At 59.9% G+C, this 21,989-nt stretch carries 19 protein-coding genes; 11 read left to right on the top strand and 8 right to left on the bottom strand.

The window, feature by feature from the left end; all coding sequences use genetic code 11:
* The first annotated feature begins 12 nt into the window (after positions 1-12).
* Positions 13-714 (top strand): DUF1013 domain-containing protein, encoded by a 702-nt coding sequence (locus L901_RS20145; RefSeq protein ID WP_003520299.1) that lies wholly within the window; start codon positions 13-15, stop codon positions 712-714.
* A 59-nt stretch (positions 715-773) separates the two neighbouring features.
* Here L901_RS20145 and L901_RS20140 read toward each other — a convergent pair whose 3' ends face one another.
* Positions 774-1,433, bottom strand: coding sequence for a YggS family pyridoxal phosphate-dependent enzyme (locus L901_RS20140; protein WP_059759799.1), 660 nt, complete (start codon positions 1,431-1,433; stop codon positions 774-776).
* 193 nt (positions 1,434-1,626) lie between these two features.
* Here L901_RS20140 and leuS point away from each other — a divergent pair, with 193 nt between their 5' ends.
* The 3 genes from leuS to holA are packed head-to-tail and all read left to right on the top strand — an operon-like array spanning position 1,627 to position 5,844.
* On the top strand, positions 1,627-4,257 hold the full coding sequence (gene leuS, locus L901_RS20135; RefSeq protein ID WP_059759798.1) for a leucine--tRNA ligase: 2,631 nt from the start codon (positions 1,627-1,629) through the stop codon (positions 4,255-4,257).
* Positions 4,250-4,795 carry an LPS assembly lipoprotein LptE gene (gene lptE / locus L901_RS20130; RefSeq protein WP_059759796.1) on the top strand — a complete coding sequence of 182 codons (546 nt, stop codon included), beginning with the start codon at positions 4,250-4,252 and terminating at the stop codon, positions 4,793-4,795. Before leuS ends, lptE begins: the two co-directional genes overlap by 8 nt.
* 11 nt (positions 4,796-4,806) lie before the next feature.
* The gene (gene holA, locus L901_RS20125) at positions 4,807-5,844 is read left to right on the top strand and encodes a DNA polymerase III subunit delta (RefSeq protein WP_003520295.1); all 1,038 of its coding nucleotides are present in this window, start codon (positions 4,807-4,809) and stop codon (positions 5,842-5,844) included.
* 74 nt (positions 5,845-5,918) lie between these two features.
* Here holA and fdxA read toward each other — a convergent pair whose 3' ends face one another.
* The 4 genes from fdxA to L901_RS20105 form a co-directional block, all read right to left on the bottom strand.
* A complete protein-coding gene (fdxA, locus tag L901_RS20120) occupies positions 5,919-6,257 on the bottom strand; it encodes a ferredoxin FdxA (protein ID WP_003520294.1) in 339 nt (112 codons plus the stop codon).
* A 158-nt stretch (positions 6,258-6,415) separates the two neighbouring features.
* Positions 6,416-6,832 (bottom strand): RNA-binding S4 domain-containing protein, encoded by a 417-nt coding sequence (locus L901_RS20115; RefSeq protein WP_020810999.1) that lies wholly within the window; start codon positions 6,830-6,832, stop codon positions 6,416-6,418.
* A 4-nt stretch (positions 6,833-6,836) separates the two neighbouring features.
* Positions 6,837-9,917 (bottom strand): helicase-related protein, encoded by a 3,081-nt coding sequence (locus tag L901_RS20110; RefSeq protein WP_059759795.1) that lies wholly within the window; start codon positions 9,915-9,917, stop codon positions 6,837-6,839.
* 457 nt (positions 9,918-10,374) lie between these two features.
* On the bottom strand, positions 10,375-11,700 hold the full coding sequence (locus L901_RS20105; RefSeq protein ID WP_371259723.1) for a ubiquinone biosynthesis hydroxylase: 1,326 nt from the start codon (positions 11,698-11,700) through the stop codon (positions 10,375-10,377).
* Between L901_RS20105 and tesB the strand changes: the two genes are divergently transcribed.
* From tesB to L901_RS20075, 6 genes are all read left to right on the top strand, one after another.
* The gene (gene tesB, locus L901_RS20100) at positions 11,676-12,560 is read left to right on the top strand and encodes an acyl-CoA thioesterase II (RefSeq protein WP_059759792.1); all 885 of its coding nucleotides are present in this window, start codon (positions 11,676-11,678) and stop codon (positions 12,558-12,560) included. The genes L901_RS20105 and tesB overlap by 25 nt on opposite strands.
* Positions 12,561-12,772: 212 nt before the next feature.
* Entirely contained in the window at positions 12,773-13,123 is a 351-nt protein-coding gene (locus L901_RS20095; protein ID WP_004444057.1) for a P-II family nitrogen regulator, read from the top strand.
* A 29-nt stretch (positions 13,124-13,152) separates the two neighbouring features.
* Entirely contained in the window at positions 13,153-14,499 is a 1,347-nt protein-coding gene (locus L901_RS20090) for an ammonium transporter (protein ID WP_059759790.1), read from the top strand.
* Between the two features lie 214 nt (positions 14,500-14,713).
* On the top strand, positions 14,714-17,377 hold the full coding sequence (locus L901_RS20085; protein ID WP_059759789.1) for a DNA translocase FtsK: 2,664 nt from the start codon (positions 14,714-14,716) through the stop codon (positions 17,375-17,377).
* A 50-nt stretch (positions 17,378-17,427) separates the two neighbouring features.
* On the top strand, positions 17,428-18,153 hold the full coding sequence (locus L901_RS20080) for an outer membrane lipoprotein carrier protein LolA (protein ID WP_020810626.1): 726 nt from the start codon (positions 17,428-17,430) through the stop codon (positions 18,151-18,153).
* A gap of 162 nt (positions 18,154-18,315) precedes the next feature.
* Positions 18,316-19,119 (top strand): exodeoxyribonuclease III, encoded by an 804-nt coding sequence (locus L901_RS20075; protein ID WP_059759787.1) that lies wholly within the window; start codon positions 18,316-18,318, stop codon positions 19,117-19,119.
* A 20-nt stretch (positions 19,120-19,139) separates the two neighbouring features.
* Here L901_RS20075 and L901_RS20070 read toward each other — a convergent pair whose 3' ends face one another.
* Entirely contained in the window at positions 19,140-19,595 is a 456-nt protein-coding gene (locus L901_RS20070; RefSeq protein ID WP_003520283.1) for a cyclic nucleotide-binding domain-containing protein, read from the bottom strand.
* A gap of 147 nt (positions 19,596-19,742) precedes the next feature.
* Complete coding sequence (locus L901_RS20065; protein WP_003505216.1) at positions 19,743-20,426, bottom strand: response regulator transcription factor; 684 nt, start codon at positions 20,424-20,426, stop codon at positions 19,743-19,745.
* 286 nt (positions 20,427-20,712) lie between these two features.
* Between L901_RS20065 and L901_RS20060 the strand changes: the two genes are divergently transcribed.
* Positions 20,713-21,216 carry a L,D-transpeptidase gene (locus L901_RS20060; protein WP_003520282.1) on the top strand — a complete coding sequence of 168 codons (504 nt, stop codon included), beginning with the start codon at positions 20,713-20,715 and terminating at the stop codon, positions 21,214-21,216.
* 72 nt (positions 21,217-21,288) lie between these two features.
* Here L901_RS20060 and L901_RS20055 read toward each other — a convergent pair whose 3' ends face one another.
* A complete protein-coding gene (locus L901_RS20055; protein WP_003505223.1) occupies positions 21,289-21,858 on the bottom strand; it encodes a CarD family transcriptional regulator in 570 nt (189 codons plus the stop codon).
* Positions 21,859-21,989: the final 131 nt, after the last annotated feature.

The raw sequence follows: 21,989 nt of genomic DNA, 5'->3' as shown, positions 1-21,989 counted from the left end.
AGGACTGTATCTATGGCTCAACAATTGCTCATGCCAAAGGCTACGGCTGTATGGCTGGTTGACAACACCGCGCTGTCGTTCGATCAGATCGCCACGTTCTGCAAACTGCATCCGCTCGAAGTCAAGGCGATTGCCGACGGTGAAGCCGCACAGGGCATCAAGGGTCTCGATCCGATTGCAACCGGGCAGCTCTCTCGTGACGAAATCGCCCGCGCCGAAGCCAATCCCAACCACAAGCTCAAGCTTTCCGAACCGAAGGTCCGCGTGCCGGAATCCAAGCGCCGCGGCCCGCGCTACACCCCGGTTTCCAAGCGCCAGGACCGTCCGAACGCCATTCTCTGGCTCGTTCGCAACCACCCGGAACTGAAGGATGCGCAGATCTCGCGTCTCGTCGGCACCACGAAGTCGACGATCGAGCAGATTCGCGACCGTACCCACTGGAACTCGGCCAACCTGACGCCGATGGACCCGGTGACGCTCGGCCTCTGCAGCCAGATCGATCTCGACCTCGAAGTCGAACGCGCCTCGCGCGGCCGTCCGCTGCCAACCGCCGAAGAACTCGACAACACGCTGCAGCCGGCAACGGCGACGGAAGGTCTGGACTACAGCTTCCAGCGCGAGGAAGACGAGCAGATCGACGCCGATGCGGTCTTCAAGAAGCTCAGCTCGCTGAAGTCTACGCAGAAGGACGAAGACGAGGACGATCACTACTGATCGGACGTCTTTTAGAGTTTGAAAACCCGGCCTCAGCGCCGGGTTTTTTATTTGCAGCCTTATCGTGTACCGAAGATCGCCGAGCCTACACGGACACTCGTAGCGCCGAATTCCACGGCAGTTTCGAAATCGCCCGACATGCCCATGGAAAGCTTCTCAAGCCCACATTGTTTGGCAAGCTTCGCCAGAAGCGCAAAATGCGGACCGGGATTTTCCTCCGCCGGCGGAATGCACATCAGTCCTTCGACCTGCAATTTCAGCTCATCCCGACAAAAGGCGACGAAAGCCACGGTCTCACGCGGATCGATACCCGCCTTTTGCGGCTCAAGCCCTGTATTGACCTGCACATAAAAACGAAGGCTGCGACCCTGTTTACCGCATTCCTCGGCAAGTGCGCGGGCGATCTTTTCGCGGTCGACGCTCTCGACGACATCAAACAGCGCCACGGCATCCGCCGCCTTGTTGGACTGTAGCGGGCCAATCAGATGCAACTCGATATCAGGCGTCTTCTCTTTAAGGCCTGGCCACTTGCCCTGCGCCTCCTGCACGCGGTTCTCGCCGAACACGCGCTGGCCCGCATCGATGACCGGCTGAATCGCCTCCGCCTCGAAGGTCTTCGAGACCGCGACGAGGGCAACATCCGCCGCCTTGCGTCCGGATTTTTCCGCAACATCGGCAATGCGCTGCCTGACATCCTCAAGACGTGCTTCAATTTCCATCACAAGACCTTCATTTGAACCATTCGCAACGCTAACTAGACGCCGATTGCCTTGATGCCAAGCGGGTTTAGCACCATTTGAGGCACGCTGGCCAAGATTGAACGCCCGAATGCCCCGCCAAACTTGACGCCCCGGTCGTTTCATGGTGAAGGTCAGCGCAAATTTTTCCCCTCGATACCCGGAATTCTAAACAATGGCCATCGAACGTTACAATCCTCGCGACGCCGAGCCGCGCTGGCAGCAGAAATGGAACGAAGACAAGGTTTTCGTCACCGACAACAGCGATCCGCGCGAGAAATATTACGTTCTGGAGATGTTTCCCTATCCGTCGGGACGCATCCACATGGGCCATGTCCGCAACTATGCCATGGGCGACGTGGTCGCCCGCTACAAGCGCGCCCGCGGTTTCAACGTCCTGCACCCGATGGGCTGGGACGCCTTCGGCATGCCTGCCGAAAACGCCGCCATGCAGAACAAGGTTCACCCGAAGGACTGGACCTACCAGAACATCGCGACCATGCGCGGTCAGCTGAAATCCATGGGCCTGTCGCTGGACTGGACCCGCGAATTCGCGACCTGCGACGTGGAATATTACCATCGCCAGCAGGCGCTTTTCGTCGACTTCATGGAAAAGGGTCTGGTCTATCGCAAGCAGTCCAAGGTCAACTGGGACCCGGTCGACCATACGGTTCTCGCCAATGAGCAGGTGATCGACGGCCGCGGCTGGCGCTCCGGCGCGCTGGTCGAACAACGCGAGCTGACGCAATGGTTCTTCCGCATCACCGATTTCAGCCAGGACCTGCTGGACGAGCTGGATACGCTCGACCAATGGCCGGAAAAAGTGCGCCTGATGCAGAAGAACTGGATCGGCCGCTCCGAAGGCCTGTCGCTGCGCTGGCAGACGGTCGCCGACACGGCGCCGGAAGGTTTCTCCGACATCACCGTCTATACGACACGCCCGGACACCCTGTTCGGCGCATCCTTCCTGGCAATCGCCGCCGACCACCCGCTGGCGAGAGAACTGTCCGCGAACAACCCGGCGATTGCCGAGTTCTGCGACGAATGCCGCCGCCATGGCACCTCGCTCGCAGCACTCGAAACGGCTGAAAAGAAGGGTATCGATACCGGCGTCAAGGTCGTGCACCCGCTGGACCCCAGCTGGGAACTGCCGGTCTATGTCGCCAATTTCGTGCTGATGGACTATGGCACCGGCGCGATCTTCGGCTGCCCGTCGGGTGACCAGCGCGATCTGGATTTCGCCCGCAAATACGGCCTGCCGGTCGTGGCCGTCGTCGCCCCTGAAGGCCCCGATGCTGCAAACTTCACCATCGATGATACCGCCTTCACCGATGACGGCGTGATGATCAATTCCGGCTTCCTGAACGGTATGAAGACGACTGACGCCTTTGAGGCGATGGCGCAGAAGCTTTCTGCGCAGACGCTGGGCAACACGCCGCAGGCCGAGCGCAAGGTCAATTTCCGCCTGCGCGACTGGGGCATTTCCCGCCAGCGTTACTGGGGTTGCCCGATCCCGGTCATCCATTGCGAAGTCTGCGGCGTCGTACCGGTCCCGAAAAAGGACCTGCCGGTCAAGCTGCCCGACGACGTGACTTTCGACGTGCCCGGCAACCCGCTGGACCGGCACCCCACCTGGCGTCATGTCTCCTGCCCGCAATGCGGTCATGATGCGCGTCGCGAAACCGACACGATGGATACTTTCGTCGATTCCAGCTGGTATTACACGCGCTTCACCGCGCCGTGGGAAGACGCACCGACCGATCCGAAGGTCGCCAACCACTGGCTGCCGGTCGATCAGTATATCGGCGGCATCGAGCACGCGATCCTGCATCTGCTCTATTCGCGCTTCTTCACCCGCGCCATGCGCGAAACCGGCCATGTCGGCGTCAAGGAACCCTTCAAGGGCCTGTTCACGCAGGGCATGGTGGTGCACGAGACCTATAGCCGCGGCGAAGGCACCGCACGCGAATGGGTGCCGCCGGCCGAACTCAGGATCGAGGAAAGCGACGGGACCCGCCGCGCCTTCCTGCTCTCGTCCGGCGAAGAGGTGAAGATCGGCTCCATCGAGAAGATGTCGAAGTCGAAGAAGAACGTGGTCGACCCCGACGATATCATCGCATCCTACGGCGCCGATACCGCACGCTTCTTCGTGCTGTCGGACTCTCCGCCCGATCGCGACGTCATCTGGTCCGAAGCCGGGGTGGAAGGCGCAAACCGATTCGTCCAGCGCGTCTGGCGCATCATCGGCGAAGCGGCGGAAGAGCTGAGAACCGTCCAGCCGAAGCCTGCGACCGAAGGCGAAGGGCTGGCGGCCTCCAAGGCGGCCCACAAGACGCTGAAGGCTGTTCAGGAAGATCTGGACAAGCTCGCCTTCAACAAGGCCATCGCCCGCATCTACGAGCTGGTCAATGCGCTGGCCGGTCCGCTCGCCGATGTTGCTTCTGGCGGCAAGTCTGAGGACGTCAAGGCCGCCGCGCGCGACGCCGTCGAAATTCTCATCCGCATCATCGCCCCCATGACGCCGCATCTGGCGGAAGAATGCTGGTCCGCACTGGGTAATACGGGCCTCGTAGCCCAGACGCCATGGCCGGCCTTCGTCGCTTCGCTGGTCGAGGAAAACGATGTGATCATGCCCGTGCAGGTCAACGGCAAGAAGCGTGGCGAATTGACAATCGCGCGCGATGCGGATCAAGATGCGGTCCGAACGGCCGCCCTTGCGCTGGATGCCGTCAAATCCATTCTTGCCGGTGGCGAGCCCAAGAAAGTCATCGTGGTTCCGCAGAGGATTGTGAACATTGTTGTCTGACGTTTTTTCAAGATGGGGCCGCGTCGCGGCAGCGATTTCCGTCGTGACGATGGCTGGTCTTCTGGCAGGCTGCCAGGTGCGCCCGCTTTATGGGGAAGCTTCCGGAACCAAGGAAAGACTGGCGGCCGTCAGCGTCTCCGACGTCGGTGGCAGAGTCGGGCAGGAAGTCCGCAACCAACTGATCTTTCTGATGTCCGGCGGCGCTGGCGAACCCGCCACGGCGCAATATAACGTCAAGATTTCCGTAAGCTCGAGCGCCACGTCAACGGAAGTGCAGAATTACGACCTGACGACCCGCGCGAACAACAATTACGATGGCCCTTACCCCGGTCGTGTCGTGATGAGCGGTCAATATGTGCTGACACGCGTTTCCGACGGTCAAATCCTGCGCTCTGCACGGCGTAGTGTGACGGCGCAGGTGGACCTGCCGCAGCAGGAATTCGCCAAGATCAGGGCAACCCGCGACGCCGAAAACCGTGCGGCCCGGGAACTGGCTGAAATCATCCGCACCGATATCGCCGCCACGCTCGGCCGCTGAGAGCGGCGGCCGTGACGGAGATAAAGTCCCATGAATTTGAGCGCTTCGCCGAAAATCCGGCGGAGCGCTTTCGCGTTTTCGTACTTTACGGCCCGGATCGCGGTCTCGTGTCGGAACGCGCAGGCGTCATCGCCAAAAAGACCGGTATCGATCCCGATGACGCTTTCGCATCGCTGAAACTGACCGCATCCGATCTGCAGGGCGACCCCGGCCGTCTGCTCGACGAGGTAAATGCCATCGGCCTTTTCGGCGGCGAAAAACTCGTCTGGGTCAAAGGTGCTGCGGCCGAAAAGGCGCTGGTGGATGCGCTGCAGATTCTTGCCGAGACCCCGCCGGAAGCGAGCTTCCTCATCATCGAAGCAGGCGACATCAAGAAGGGTACGGGACTGCGCAAGATCGCAGAACCGGCGCGCTCCATCGCCGCTATTCCCTGTTATGCCGACGATGCGCGCTCATTGAACGCATTGATCGATCAGGAACTCTCCGCCGATAATCTGCGCATTGCGCCAGCCGCAAGACAGAGGCTAATCGAATCCCTGGGTGGTGACCGTATCGCCTCGCGCAACGAAATCCGCAAGCTGGCGCTCTATTGCCGCGGAGCCGACGTGGTCGAGGAAGACGATGTGCTGGCGATCATCGGTGACGCCAGCACGGTTTCCGCAGACGATGCCGTCGACGCCATTCTGAAAGGCGACAGAAATGCCTTTTTCCATGCGACGCAGAAGATCGTCTCTTCGAAGACCCCGATCTTCCTTGTGCTCCAGGGGTGCCTCAAGCAATTCCAGTTGCTCGACCAGATGCGGGCCGAAATGGATGAGAAAAAACTGCAGGCCGGTCAGGTCATGCAGACACTTGGACGCCACATCCATTTCCGCAGAAAACCCATCATCGAAAGAGCCCTGCGAACCTGGCAGCCAGCGGCGATCGCCCGCGAGATGAACCGTCTGCAGGCCGCTATCCTGCAAAGCCGTCAGCGGCAAAGCCTGGAGGAAAGCGTGGCCCTTCTGACATTGCTGTCGACCACGCTGCAATCCGGCCGCGGCGGATGAGGCCCAGCAAAAAGCCCTCGCGCTGCTGCTGCGAGGGCTTTTTAAATCATGGTTTCGCGGTCAGGCCGTAAAACTCAGTCGCCCTGTCCGGGCTCGGCGGAGAAATAAAGCTCGAGCTTGCCTTCGACACCGTCCATTTCCTTGGCTTCCGGCATCGGGTCGCGCTTGATCGTGATATTGGGCCAGATTGCCGCATATTCGGCATTGAGCTTCAACCATTTGTCGAGACCCGGCTCCGTATCGGGCTTGATGGCTTCGGCGGGACATTCCGGTTCGCAGACACCGCAATCGATGCACTCGTCGGGATTGATCGCGAGGAAATTTTCACCCTCGTAAAAGCAGTCGACGGGGCAGACCTCAACGCAATCGGTATATTTGCAGCGGATGCAATTGTCGGTCACGACATATGTCATGATGAACTCCAGAATATGCAGGCCGGGTCTGTGGGCTTCGGAACACAAGCCGTCGCCCGGAATTCAGACAGGGCAATTTCGCAAGTGACGTAATGCCTTTGCTTGCAGATAGCAAGGATAAACAATTCTGAAAAACGGGTGCGACCCGGAGGTTTATTCTAATCTTTGCTTCCGTCGCTGTCAGACAGAAATCTGTCGAGCGCCCTGCGCTCTTTTTTGGTGGGACGCCCGCTGCCCGGCTGGCGCAACGCCTGCTCGAGAGGTGTCAGCCTGTCGGAAGGTTCCCGTGGCGGCGTCTCGTCGTCATAGAGAAGTCTGGCTTCCTCATAGGGTCCACGCCGTGTTCCGCCGGACTTGACGACAAGCACCTTGTCCATCCGCTCGAAGCCGATCTCCAGCCTGTCGCCCGCCTTCACCACATGGCTGGACTGGCGAATGGCAATGCCGTTGACCTTGACATGGCCAGACTGAATGTAGCTCTGGGCAAGCGAACGGGATTTTGCCATGCGGGCAAAGAACAGCCACTTGTCCAGACGCTGACGCGTGCTTTCCAGTGGCTGTTCGCTGCTTCCCATGGGCTTACTTCTTCAGCTGCTCCTTGAGAGCAGCGAGCTTTGCGAAAGGCGAATCCGGATCGAGCGGCTTTTCCTTGCGCGGCGGCTTGGCTTCGAAGCGCTGCTGACCCTGCGGCTTTCCGCCACGGTCATTGCGTTCCGGCCGGTCCTTGCGCTCCCCGCGATCGTGACGATCGTTGTTGCGGTTGTTGCCACGGTCGGGACGTCCGCCATCACGCTTGCGCTCACCGTCGCCACTGCGATTGGCAGCTTCGCGGTTTGCACCGTCACGATTGTCGCGACGACCTTCACCGCGACGCTCGCCCTGTTCGCGCGCTCCTTCACCACGGCCCTGACCGCGATTGCCGGGACGACGGTTTTCACCACGCTGATTTTCGTTGCGACCACCCGGACGCCACAGAAGAACGGGCTTGGGCTCGGCGGCCTCAGCGCTTTCCGGCACGGCCTCGGCTGCGACAGCCTCTTCGCTGGCAGCTTCCGCAACCGGCGCCTCGACAGCTTCGCCTTCGACAGCAGCCGCCGTCTCGGACACCTGTTCTTCGGAAGCCGGCTCGTGTTCCTCGGTCTCGACGCTTTCCTCTTCAGCCGTCGCCGCTTCCGCGGCAGCCGGAGCAGAGGCACCGGCGTGGCTGGCGAGGAAGGCCTGCGCCTCTTCCGCCGTCACCTGATCGGCACGATAACCGAGGCCCTTCAAAATTTCTTCCATGTCATCAAGCGTCGCGCCGAGAATGGAAAGCATGGCGGTCGTTGTCGTGAAACGGCGACCGTCATAGGCGCCTTCCGGACGCGGCTGCTGACCGGGTTTCCACTGCAGCAGCGGGCGGATGAGATCGGCCAGACGCTCCAGAATGTCGATACGCACGGCGCGCTTTCCGAGGAAGCGGAAACCGGCGAGCTTGTAGAACATACGCTCGAAGCTGGCATCGGTGACGACCGAGGTACGGCCTGCGGCCAGCACCGGAATGAGATCGCCGTAACCCGGCTTGCCGAGACCGTCATTCTTCAAAGCCCAGAGCAGCGTCACAAGCTCCGCCGGGGCGGGCTTGAGAAGCGCAGGCAGAAAAACGTGATAGGCGCCGAAACGAACGCCGTAACGGCGCATGGAGGCGCGTGCATCCTGATCCAGAGACTTCACGTCTTCGGCAACGTCGCGGCGGAACAGCACACCAAGATTTTCCACGAGCTGGAACGCCAGACCCTTCGCCAGACCCTGAAGGTCTTCGGCGCGGGAAATATCGTCCAGCGGCTTCAGCACGGTCGCAATCTGATGATTGACGAAACGCTCGACGCGCGCCAGCGCGTGATCACGGGCATTGCCGTTCAACTGCTCGTCGGCAAGCAGGATCACCCGTGGCTTCATGATGTTGTCGCCGGCCGAAAGGCGGGCAACCGGTTCGCCCAACCAGCGAACCAGACCATCGGAGCTCAAAGCGAGATCGCCATTTCCACTGGCATGCAGACGCGCGGCACGCGCCTCGAATTCGAGCGCAAGCGCCTTCTGCGCCGCAGCCTGCACGGCCTTCTGATCCGGCCCTTCCATTCCCGGCACCGGCGTGAACCGGAACCCGGCCAACTGGCCGACGTGATGACCTTCTACGAAGACATCACCATTTACACTGATTTCAGCTTCAAGCATCGCATTCTCTCTCAGGCGCCTCATGAGCACAGATGTCCTGCGATCAACAAAGCGTTTCGTCAACCTTTCATGTAGCGCATCGGACAATCGATCCTCGATTTCCCGAGTCTTTTCTTGCCAGTGTGTCGGATCGGCAAGCCATCCTGGGCGGTTCGATACATAAGTCCATGTTCTGATCTGCGCAATCCTCGCAGACAAGGTATCGATCTCTCCATCCGTGCGGTCGGCGCGGCGCACCTGCTCGGCCATGAAATCCTCGTTCACCGCCCCGCGTTTGACGAGGTCGAAATAGAGCGTGGAGATCAGATCCGCATGCTGGGCAGGAGCAATGCGGCGATAGTCGGGAAGCGCGCACGCCTCCCAGAGTTTTTCCACCCGCGAATCGGTCGTCGTCACATCGATGATCTCGGGATAACGCGACAGATATTCCAGCGCCTGCTGGTCGATTGCCGGCAGGGCGCGCGAAAGTCCCTGGATCGCCGGCGCGGCATCGAGGCTCAAGCGCAGATTGGCGATGGAGGAAAAATCGAAATTTTTCGTCCGCCACTGCAGAACCTTCACCGCATCGAACTGATGGGTTTCGATCCGCTCCACCAGCTCGTCATCGAACGGATCGACACGCCCCGTCACGCCGAATGTACCGTCGCGAAGATGGCGGCCGGCGCGGCCGGCGATCTGGCCGATCTCGCCGGGATTGAGATTGCGGAACTGATAGCCGTCGAATTTGCGGTCCTGCGCGAAGGCGACATGGTCGACATCGAGGTTGAGACCCATGCCGATGGCGTCCGTCGCCACCAGATATTCGACGTCGCCGGATTGGTAGAGCCCCACCTGCGCATTACGCGTGCGCGGCGAAAGCGCGCCCAGCACCACGGCAGCACCACCGCGCTGGCGGCGCACCAGCTCGGCGATGGCATAGACCTCATCGGCGGAAAAGGCGACAATCGCCGTGCGTTGCGGCAGGCGGGTTATCTTCTTCTGACCCGCATAAAAGAGCTGCGACAGGCGCGGGCGTTCCACAACGGTGATTCCCGGCAGCAGCTTTTCGAGGATAGGGCGCATCGTGCCGGCGCCGAGCAGCAGCGTTTCCTCCCGCCCGCGCAGATGCAGCACCCGGTCGGTGAAGATGTGCCCGCGCTCGAGATCGCCCGCCAGCTGCACCTCATCAATCGCGACGAAGGCGGCCGTCGTCTCGCGCGGCATGGCTTCCACCGTGCAGACGGAATATTTGGCTTTGGGAGGCGCGATTTTTTCTTCGCCGGTAATCAGCGCCACATTCGGCGCACCCACCTTTTCAACGAGACGGGTATAGACCTCCCGCGCCAGAAGACGCAGCGGCAGGCCAATGACACCGCTGCCATGCGCGACCATCCGCTCGATCGCGTAATGGGTCTTGCCGGTATTGGTGGGGCCGAGAACGGCCGTGACACCGCGGCCGCTCAGGATCATGGGGCGAAAATTCAACGTACTATCCGCGAATCGACTTCATCTGCTTGCCGTGCGTCCGGCATCACCGATACGGGCCGCACGCACCACACATGGCAACGCCCGCAGACAAAGGCAATAGGCCTCACCCGCAAAGTGGCGCAGGGCGACCTGTCGACGGAATTTTCCGTTCAGATTCAGCTAGTTGAGCAAACAAAAAGAATCCGGCGAAAATGAAATCGATTCGGCTGCGGAACAGTCTGCGAACGAATCGAATACGAATCGCTGACTCGATGGGATTCAGCTTTTGTTCTCCGCAATATCTGGTTGGCCAGGGCGCAGACCATACCAGATTATGAATCCGGATAAGTCCTTGGCCGGATTCCGCTTTACGGTAAAGCCGCCGGGCAGAAAATCCAGGAATCGGCTGTCAAGCGGCAATCCCGGAAAAGCCGATCAGAAACATGCACGAAGGGTCGGATCAGAGCGCCTCGCCGGCAAGCAGACGCGGCGCATTCGCATCCGTCGTGCCGGCGGCCTGACCGATGAAATAGGATTTGAGACCCGGCAAACGATCCACGACGCCGAGACCGAAATCGCGCATGAGACGGATGGGGCCAATATCGTTGGAGAAAAGCCGGTTCAGCACATCCGTCGTCACGCCCATCCGCAACGTGTCGAAACGCCGCCAGGACTGGTAACGCTCCAGAACGTTGAGTGAGCCGATATCGAGGCCGAGCCGGTCGGCCTCGACCACGGTTTCGGCGAGAGCCGCCACGTCCTTGAAGCCAAGATTGAGGCCCTGCCCGGAAATCGGGTGAATGCCGTGCGCCGCATCACCCGCAAGCGCGAAACGCGGTGCAACGAAAGAGCGCGCCAGCGTCAGACCCAATGGGAAGGCGCGGCGGGGACCGACCGGGCGAAGAGGACCGAGCTTGTGACCGAACCGGCGTTCCAGTTCTTCCTCGAACACCAGATCGTCGGAAGCGACCAGCCTGTCGGCATCGGCCGTGCGTTCGGTCCAGACGAGCGAAGAGCGGTTTCCCTTCAGCGGCAGGATGGCGAAGGGCCCCGATGGCAGGAAATGCTCCTCGGCGCAGCCCTCATGCGGACGCTCATGCTCAACGGTCGTCACGATACCGGACTGATCGTAAGCCCAGTGCACGGTCTTGATACCGGCCATGTCCCTGAGCGCGGAGCGAACGCCGTCACAGGCAATCAGCAATCGCGCTTCGAGCGTCGACCCGTCGGAAAGGCGAATGGCCGTCGACTGGGGACCCGCGGTAAAATCGGAAACACTGAGACCGTGACGGATTTTTATGCCAAGGCGCTCGCACAGGCCTCGCAATGCGCCCACCAGAGCGACGTTCGGAACCATATGGGCAAACGGCCTGCCTTCTTCCACGGCGCCGTCGAACGTCAGGAACACGGGACGCACCGGATCGGCGGTCTTCGAATCGGTGACGATCATCTTGTGTATCGGCTGGGCTTCCGGCTCGATTTCGTTCCATATGCCGAAAACATCGAGCATCCGGGTGGCTGCCGCAATAATGGCGGAAGCGCGAACGTCCTTCGACCAGACATCCTCGGGAGAGGCCTCAACCACCTGCACATCAAGATGCGGGGCCGCCTGCTTGATTGCGACAGCAACGGAAAGACCGACATATCCGCCGCCTGCCACCACTACGTCCAGCATCGCGCTTCTCCTCAAATCTTGTGCACGCATCATCGGCGCACTATAGACCATGTGACGTCTTCCTACAGCCGGAGCAGGCCGAAAAAATGTCGCATCCCTCGCAAACGTCAGACCCGATGGCCAATCTCATCGCCACACTCGATCTTGAGAAGCTGGAAGAGAACCTGTTCCGGGGCGAAAGCCCGCAGATCGGCTGGCAGCGGGTTTTCGGCGGCCAGGTCATCGCGCAGGCCCTGATCGCCGCGCAGAGGACCGTGGATAACGACCGTTTCGTGCATTCGCTGCATGCCTATTTCATGCGCCCCGGCGATCCGCTGGTGCCTATCGTCTACCAGGTGGAACGCATCCGCGATGGCGCGAGCTTCTGCACACGCCGGGTGGTCGCCATCCAGCATGGCAAGGCCATTTTTTCCATGTCGGCCTCGTTTCAGATTTTCGAGGATGGTTTCGACCATCAGATCAAAATGCCTGACGTGACGCCGCCTGAAAAACTGATAAGCGAGGAGCAGATGCAGGCAGCCTTTCTTGCCAAGGCGCCTGCCTCTATCCGCAAATACTGGAGCAACAAGCGGCCGATAGAGATACGGCCGGTATCGCTGACCCACTATATATCCAAGGAAAAACTCGAACCGCAGCAGGATATCTGGGTCCGCGCCGTCGGCGATGTGCCTGATGATCCGCGCCTGCAATCGGCCATTCTCGCCTATCTGTCGGATATGACCCTGCTCGACACCTCGCTCTACGCCCATGGCACGACCATCTTCGATCCTTCCATTCAGGTGGCGAGCCTCGACCACGCCATGTGGTTCCACCGCCCCTGCCGGCTGGACGACTGGCTGCTCTACACACAGGACAGCCCCAGCGCTTCCGGCGCACGCGGTTTGACCCGTGGCAATATTTTCACCAGACAGGGTGAACTGGTCGCCTCCGTGGCGCAGGAGGGTTTGATCCGCAAAAGGGCAAATGATTAAATAATGTGCTTTTTTTGAAAATCGCACATTTAATGGACGCAAATTTTGGCGACAAATGCCCCTTTTTCAGACGCCCTTCATATAAGTTTTATATTTCAATAAGTTAGATACACACTCAAAACTGGCACGCCCTTTGAATGTATGTCCGCAGTCGCTGTTACTGATCTGCCAGCGGCAGGAGAGTCGGCTCCGTGCCGAGGACAAAACAAAGGATGGGAAACCAGATGAAAATTGTGATGGCCATTATCAAGCCGTTCAAGCTGGATGAAGTGCGCGAAGCGCTCACCGGCGTCGGCATCCAGGGCCTGACCGTGACCGAGGTAAAGGGTTACGGACGCCAGAAGGGGCATACCGAGATTTATCGCGGCACGGAATATGCGGTGAGCTTCCTTCCCAAGCTGAAGATCGAGATCGCAGTTCCATCCGACGTCGTCGACAAGGCTGTCGAAGCGATCGCGTCTGCGGCAAAGACCGGGCAGATCGGTGACGGCAAGATCTTCGTCTACTCTATCGAACAGGCCGTGCGCATCCGTACCGGCGAAACCAACACAGAAGCGCTTTGAAGCACGGCTGACAGGGGAGTTTTCTAGCTATGCAACTCAACAAGTTTTCAACGCTCGGCAAGCTGGGCGCCGCAGCGGCGGCCCTGATGGCTCCGGCCATCGCCTTTGCCCAGGATGCCGCGCCGGCAGCAGCCGCAGCGCCCGTTCCGGAAAAAGCCGACACCGCATTCATGTATGTCGCGACGATCCTCGTGCTTTTCATGATCATTCCGGGCCTGGCCCTGTTCTACGGCGGTCTCGTCCGCACCAAGAACATGCTCTCCGTTCTCATGCAGTGCACGGTCGTCGGCGCAGTCATGATGCTCGTCTGGGTAATTTACGGTTACTCCTTCGCCTTTGGCGGCGGCACCGGCCCTTATTTCGGCGGTTTCGGCAAGCTGTTCCTGTCGGGCGTTTCGCTTGACAGCACCTCGGCAACCTTCTCTGAGGGCGTCGTGATCTACGAATACACCTTCATCGCCTTCCAGATGACCTTCGCGGCCATCACACCGGCGCTGATCATCGGCGCCTTCGCAGAACGCGTCAAATTCTCCGCCGTCATCCTCTTCACCATCCTTTGGGCCACCTTCGTCTATTTCCCGGTCGCTCACATGGTCTGGGATGCAAACGGCCTGATCTTCGGCATGGGCGCTCTCGACTTCGCCGGCGGCACCGTCGTTCACATCAATGCCGGTATCGCAGGCCTGATCGGCGCGATCATGGTCGGCAAGCGTACCGGCTTCGGCAAGGACATGATGGCCCCCCACTCGATGACGCTGACCCTTGTCGGTGCAGCCATGCTGTGGTTCGGCTGGTTCGGCTTCAACGCCGGCTCCAACCTCGAAGCTTCGGGCGGTGCGGTTCTCGCAACCATGAATACCTTCCTCGCAACCGCAGCCGCCATCGTTTCCTGGTCGCTGGTTGAAAGCTTCACCCGCGGCAAGGCCTCCATGCTGGGCGCCGCTTCCGGCATGATCGCCGGTCTCGTCGCCGTCACCCCCGCCGCCGGCTCCGTCGGCCCGATGGGCGCCATCGTTCTCGGCCTCATCGTCTCGCCGATCTGCTACTTCTTCGTCTCCGTGGTGAAGAACAAGTTCGGTTACGACGACACTGCCGACGTCTTCGGCGTCCACGGCATTGGCGGCATCATCGGCGCTCTCGGCACCGGCATCTTCACCTCGCCGCTGCTTGGCGGCACGGGCAAGGAAGACTTCTCCATCGCCTCGCAGCTCTGGACGCAGTTCGTCGCCGTCGCCATCACCATCGTCTGGTGCGCCATTGTCTCCGCGATCCTCTACAAGATCGTCGACGTGATCGTTGGTCTGCGGGTTCCGGTCGAAGCCGAACGCGAAGGTCTCGACCTCGCAACCCACGGCGAAGCCGCCTACCATTCCTGATATCCGGGAAAAGGGGTTCTCCATCTCCTCTCCCAAAAGAAGGCCCGCTCCGGCGGGCCTTTTTCTTTGCCGTAAATCCGAAGCGCTTCAAAAAACCGCATGGTTAACACGACATTAACCAGCAAGCGGTTAGTTTTCCCTGTCAATCCGGGATCAGGTCTCCTGCCGGATCTTGCCGAAACCATAAAACGACGGGTTCAGGGACATGGGCAGAATGCATTCTCCGACATTCGATGGTCGTCACACGCGCTTCGTGTTGACGGCGTTTTTCGTGCGTCAGATCATGGCTCTCGCCGGTTTCGCTCTGCTGGCCACGATTGCACTGGGCATCGCCGCACTCGCGACATGGAATGTCGCGGATCCGAGCCTCTCCTACGCGACAGGAAACCAGCCCACCAATCTTCTGGGCTACGGCGGTGCGATTTTCGCCGATATCGTGATGCAGTTCCTCGGGCTTTCCGCAATCATCTCGCTCCTGCCCGTCATCGCCTGGGCGATCGCGCTGATCGCCGGCCGCAAATTCCACCGCATACCCGTTCGCCTCGTGGCCTGGGTCGCAGGCGCCATCGTCTGCGCCGCTTCGCTCGGCTGTTTTCCGGCCCCCGTGACATGGCCGCTGCCGAACGGCATTGGCGGTGTCATCGGTGACATGATCCTGCGTTTTCCCGCCCTTTTCATCGGCGCTTACCCCACCGGCACGATTGCCACGGTACTGGGTGTCATATTTGCGGCGCCCGCCGCATGGCTGATGCTGTTTGCCGCCGGTGTTGTTGGCGGTCTGGATGACGAGCTGGAACGCGAAGCGGCTCCCGTCGCCACCAGCAAGGCCCGCGCCGCCCGTGAGGCCGAAGAGGATGACGAAGACGACGGCGAGGGTTTCTTCGCCAATATGCTCGCCTTCGGCGCACTGGCGCATTACTGGTACATCACCCAGGCGCGCCTGCGCCGCCTGTTCGGTCTGAAGTCTAAATCCCTGCACGATGAATTCGAACATCCTTACGACTTCAACGAATATGAATTCGGCACGCTGAACGAACCGTCGCGCCTCAAGACCGCGATCAACCGTCTCGATCAGCGCGCAGAGCCGTCTTTCGAAGAACGCGCCGCATCGCGTCGCCAGATGTCACCTCCCTCTATCGCGCTCGATCATGACGAGGACATGGATGACGAACAACCCTTCGACGCGGATGGACGCCGGCTGCCGAACGGCATTCTCTCCGACGACGAGTCCGACCAGAAATTCACGGCCCGACAGGCGCCGGGACGCGGGCAGCCCAGAATAACCGCCCCTTCCGCACGCCCGAAGCCCAGCGAGCGCGTGGCAAGGGAAGCGCAGGCCTCTTTCATCGCCGCAGACGGTTTCCAGCTCCCCACAGTCCATCTTCTGGCGGAGCCGAAGAATGTCGTTCGCGACAATATGCTGAGCGAGGAAGTGCTGGAACAGAACGCCCGCCTTCTGGAAGGCGTTCTCGAGGATTTCGGCGTCAAGGGCGAAATCATTCATGTCCGCCCCGGCCCGGTCGTCACGCTCTACGAACTGGAACCGGCACCCGGCATCAAATCCTCGCGCGTCATCGGCCTTGCCGATGACATCGCCCGCTCCATGAGCGCGATCGCCGCCCGCGTCGCCGTCGTTCCCGGCCGCAATGCCATCGGCATCGAACTGCCGAACCAGACGCGCGAAACCGTGTTCCTGCGGGAACTGATCGGCAGCCGCGATTTCGAAAACAGCAAGGCCAAACTCGCCATGGCCCTCGGCAAGACCATCGGCGGTGAACCCGTCATCGCCGATCTTGCCAAGATGCCGCATCTTCTCGTTGCCGGCACCACGGGTTCGGGTAAGTCGGTCGCCATCAACACCATGATCCTGTCGCTGCTTTACCGCATGTCGCCGGAACAGTGCCGCCTGATCATGATCGACCCGAAAATGCTCGAACTGTCGATCTATGACGGCATTCCGCATCTGCTCTCTCCCGTCGTTACCGATCCGAAAAAGGCCGTCGTGGCGCTGAAGTGGACGGTGCGCGAGATGGAAGAGCGCTACAAGAAGATGTCGAAGATCGGCGTGCGCAATATCGACGGTTTCAACAGCCGCGTGCAGCAGGCACTCGATAAGGGCGAAATCCTCACCCGCACGGTGCAGACCGGCTTCGACCGCCAGACCGGCGAGGCGATCTACGAGACAGAAGAATTCGATCTGAAGCCCCTGCCCTATATCGTCGTCATCATCGACGAGATGGCCGACCTGATGATGGTCGCCGGCAAGGACATCGAAGGCGCGGTGCAGCGCCTGGCGCAGATGGCGCGCGCCGCCGGCATCCATGTCATCATGGCCACCCAGCGCCCCTCCGTCGACGTCATCACCGGCACGATCAAGGCAAACTTCCCGACCCGCATCTCCTTCCAGGTGACGTCGAAGATCGACAGCCGTACCATCCTTGGAGAGCAGGGCGCCGAACAGCTGCTCGGCATGGGCGACATGCTCTATATGGCAGGCGGCGGACGCATCCAGCGCGTGCACGGTCCTTTCGTCTCCGACAACGAGGTGGAAGAAATCGTCGCCTATCTGAAAACACAGGGCGCACCGGAATATCTGGAAGCGATTACCGAGGAAGACGACGAGGAAGGCAATGGCGGCGGCCCGGCCGGCGCCGGCAGTTTCTCCGATTCCGAAGACCCTTACGATCAGGCCGTGGCCGTTGTGCTTCGCGATGGCAAAGCCTCCACCTCCTATGTGCAGCGGCGTCTCGGCATCGGCTATAACCGCGCCGCCTCGCTGATCGAGCGCATGGAGCAGGAGGGCATTATCGGCCCCGCCAACCACGCCGGAAAACGCGAAATACTCGTACCGACGGAAGCAGACATCATCGAGCGGTAACGCCCGCAACCAAGCGCGGCGAAGAAGCGTTATTACACGCTTTCAACGTCATGAAGCCGCCGCCTTTTATGCGGACAATCGCTGCGATGAAGGAGAATAGAATGAACGACCTCACCACCGGCGAAACGGCCAACGCAAACGCACCGCAAAACGGCGTGACGCGTCGTGGCGTGCTGACGGCATTTTCCATGGCCGCAATCATGGCCGGCCTGTCGCCGCTTGACGCCTTTGCCCAGGCGGCCGGCAATACGGCGACCGCGCAGAAAATCGCCAATCACTTCTCGTCGGTCAAAACCATGATGGGGGAATTCGTCCAGTTCGGCCCGCGCGGGGAACAGACCGGCGGCAAGTTCTACATCGAACGCCCCGGCAAACTCCGCTTCAATTACGAAGACCCCTCGCCCATGCGGGTCATCGCCGACGGCAAGAACGTCGTCATCGGCAATATGAAGCTCAAGACCTGGGATCTTTATCCGCTCTCCAAGACGCCGCTCAGCCTGCTTCTGTCCGACAAGATCGATCTCGGCAACCAGAAGGTTCGCAACGTCAAGGAAGAATCGGACCTGACCACCATCGTGCTGGGCGACAAGAGCGTCTTCGGCGATTCCACCATTACCCTGATGTTCGATCCGAAGACCTTCGATCTGCGGCAATGGACCACGACCGATGCCCAGAACAAGGACACGACCGTCATGATCTTCAACGTCCAGACCGGCGTGAACCTCGATGAGCGCGTCTTCAACATCAATTACGAGGAAGTTCGCAAAGGCGGCTGAGGCTTTAAGCCCCAAAAGAGCTCCTCAAAAGGCGGCCCTGCGGTCGCCTTTTTCATTTTACCGCTAAAATACATTCCCGTTTTCGTCGCGATGTTATAAGCCTGCGCCCCGGAAACATGTCACGGGCCAAGCGGTTCGCGGCAGTAAAAGCGGAGCACATGCATGTCGTTTTCGATAACCACCTGGAACATCAACTCGGTCAGGCTCAGAATGCCGATCGTTGAGCAGTTTCTGGTACGTTACAAACCCGACATTCTTTGCCTGCAGGAAACGAAATGCCCGAATGGCGAGTTTCCGATGAAGCCGTTGAAGGCGCTCGGCTATGAGCATGTCATCATCCATGGCCAGAAGGGCTATCACGGCGTCGCCATCGCCTCGAAGCTTCCACTGACCGAAGATCATCGACAGGACTATTGCGGTATCGGCGACGCACGCCACATTTCCGCGATTTTTAAGGTCGGATCGCGCCGCGTGAGGCTGCATAATTTTTATGTGCCGGCAGGCGGTGACGAGCCGGATCGTTCGATCAATCCAAAATTCGGCCACAAGCTGGATTTCATCGAGGAAATGAAGGCGCTGCGCGCCGATGGTGTGCCTGGCACCTCGTCCATTCTCGTCGGCGATCTCAACATCGCACCGCTCGAAAATGACGTCTGGTCGCACAAGCAGCTTCTGAAGATCGTCAGCCACACGCCTGTCGAAACCGAAGGCATGCTTGACATCATGAAGAAGGGCAACTGGCTCGATCTGATGCGCCTGAACGTGCCGGAGACGGAAAAGATCTATACCTGGTGGAGCTACCGCGCCAAGGACTGGGAAGCGGCTGATCGCGGCCGCCGCCTCGACCATATCTGGTCTTCGCAGGATCTCGGTTCCTCACTCGAAAAAATCGACATATTGCGCGAGGCCCGCGGCTGGAACCGGCCATCAGACCATGTTCCCGTCACCGCCCATTTCCGGTTCTGAACAGGCGGAATTGTCTGGCGTCAGACGAAGCGGTTCTGCAAACGGGCCGCACCCGCCGCCAGCGACGCGATATTGTCGCGAATACGCGCCGACACGATATCGGCAACCTCCGGAAACTCCTCCACCAGCCGGTGGAAGAGGATGCGCGTTATGCGGATGACTTCGGAATCCTCCACTGCCACGGCAGTAAACTTCCGTTCGCAGAGCGTGAAAAGCGCGAGCTCCGAAAGCAGTGCCCCCTTGCCCGGCGTCGCCTGCAGCACGGGCTTGCCATCCCGCCCGGCCGTGAAAAGCTCGAAATGGCCAGCCGTCACCGCAAAAGCGCATTCGGCCGGTGAGTGTTCCCGGAACAATGTCTGCCCGGCCGATACACGGCGGCGCTCCGCACCGAAGGCGATAAGCCGCAGCTGGTCATCGCTGAACCCCGCAAATAACGGCACTTGCCCCAGCAGCATGATATCGTCCGTCAAGGCCATGTCGATCGTTACTCCGGAAAAACGCCTGCATCACTATAGCGGTTTTCCAATATCGGCCCTCAAAATACAAGCTGTTAGAACGCCGCGCGCCTTTTCGGACGCGCAGCGTGTGCTTTGGACACATGACAGGTGCAAAGAGGCCCCTGCTCAGGGAACGATCTTGTATCCGCCGTTCTCGGTCACCAGAATTTCAGCGTTGGACGGGTCGCGTTCGATCTTCTGGCGCAGACGATAGACATGCGTTTCCAGCGTGTGCGTTGTCACCCCGGAATTGTAACCCCAGACCTCTTCCAGCAGGACGTCGCGGGTAACGACGGTGCTGCCGGCGCGATAGAGATAACGGATGATCGCCGCTTCCTTTTCCGTCAGGCGGATTTTCTTGCCGTCCTCCGTCGTCAACAGCTTCTGGCTGGGCTTGAACTGATAGGGACCGACGGTGAAAACCGCATCCTCACTCTGCTCATATTGACGCAGCTGTGCCCGGATACGCGCCAGAAGCACGGCGAAACGGAAGGGTTTCGTCACATAGTCGTTCGCCCCGGCTTCCAGCCCAAGAATAGTATCGGAATCGGTGTCATGCCCGGTCAGCATGATGATCGGCGCCTTGAAGCCGCCCTTGCGCAACAGCTTTACCGCCTCACGGCCGTCCATGTCCGGAAGGCCGACATCCATGATCAGAAGATCGACCTGGGCGGTCTTGGCGGTCTGCATCGCCTGCGCGGCATTGGCGCCGCTGAGCAGCGAGAATTCCTCATAGGGAGACAATTGCTCGGTCAGCGTCTCCCGAAGATCGTCGTCATCGTCCACCAGAAGGATAGTGCGAGCCGTCATTCGGATTCTCAGCCTTTCTTACTTTAGCGCATCGGCCCAAAAATCAGGCTCGATTTTCGAGAGGCACGATGCGTAGTTTAAAAGAGTTAGAGCGTGCCTTGTGCATCCCAAAAGACGCCTGGCGCTCTAATTATCAGCCAATTCAGCGGTTTGCCGATAAAAGGTCAACCCATTGCCATGATATAACGAAGTGCTATGACTTCACGTTAAATAACCTGCAAAGCAAAATCTCGTGAAAAACATGAGCACCCAGCCCGTAAGACAACGTAAACGCGCATCGACGCTCATGGTTCGGCCGGCTCCCTCGAAAATCAGCCGCGCCATCGTCCAGCTCGGGCATCTCACCTTTCCAGCCGCGATCGGACGCAATGGCCGCACTGCGCTGAAACGCGAGGGAGACGGAAAATCTCCCATCTCCACCATCGGCCTGCTGCACGGGTTTTATCGCGGCGACCGCCTTCCCGGCATCGCCACGGCACTGCCGATGCAGCGAACACGCAAGTCCATGCTGTGGTGCGACGAACCCCGTAGTCCCAATTACAACAGGCTGGTCAAGGCGCCCTTCGCCCCGAGCCATGAAGAGATGATGCGGAAGGACAGCCTCTACGACGTCTGCCTGGTGCTCGACTGGAATATCACCTCGAGAAGCCGCAACCGCGGCTCGGCGATCTTCATGCATCTGATCAGACCGGGATATGAGCCGACCGCGGGCTGCGTCGCCCTTCATCCCCGTGACATGCGGCGCATCCTGCCGCATCTGCGCAAAGGCACGAAAATCCGCATCCTGTGAATTTCAGCCTGCAATCGGGCAACAAAAAACCCGCCATCAAGGCGGGTTTTTTTAGAGGGAGAAAGCCGGTTATTAAGCGGCTTCGTCCTGAGAATCGTCCTCTTCGACGGTCTTGCCGCGCTTGGGGCCCTTGGCAAGGTTCACTTCCACCAGGCGAACAGCCTCGGTTTCAGACATCTTGTTGACAGCGGCGATTTCGCGCGCCATGCGGTCGAGAGCAGCTTCATAAAGCTGACGCTCGGAATAGGACTGCTCCGGCTGATTTTCCGCACGGTAGAGATCGCGCACGACTTCCGCAATCGCGATGAGATCGCCGGAATTGATCTTCGCATCATATTCCTGCGCGCGGCGCGACCACATGGTACGCTTCACACGCGCCTTGCCCTGCACCACTTTCAGCGCCCGCTCGACAAAATCGCCTTCGGAAAGCTTGCGCATGCCGATGCTGACGGCTTTGGCGACGGGAACCTTAAGACGCATCTTGTCTTTTTCGAAATCAATGACAAAAAGCTCAAGCTTCATGCCGGCGACTTCTTGTTCCTCGATTGCAGAAATGGTACCGACACCATGAGCGGGATACACAATCGCTTCACCGGTCTTGAAACCGTGATGTGCTGGAGATTTCTTCTGCTGGGTCGTCATTCGTTCTAAAAACTCCCTGTTACATACCCGGGGATGCCGGGGTTGGGTCGGTCAGGCCCTGATGAGACGGGGGAACCGTCAGGTGACTCCGCACTGGTCCAGCCGTGCACGCAAAAACACACCTTCCCGTC

It is taken from the genome of Agrobacterium sp. D14 (assembly GCF_001526505.1).
GTDB lineage: Bacteria > Pseudomonadota > Alphaproteobacteria > Rhizobiales > Rhizobiaceae > Agrobacterium > Agrobacterium leguminum.
Note: the sequence above shows the minus strand (reverse complement) of the source record. Positions and strands in the feature narration are given on the sequence as shown.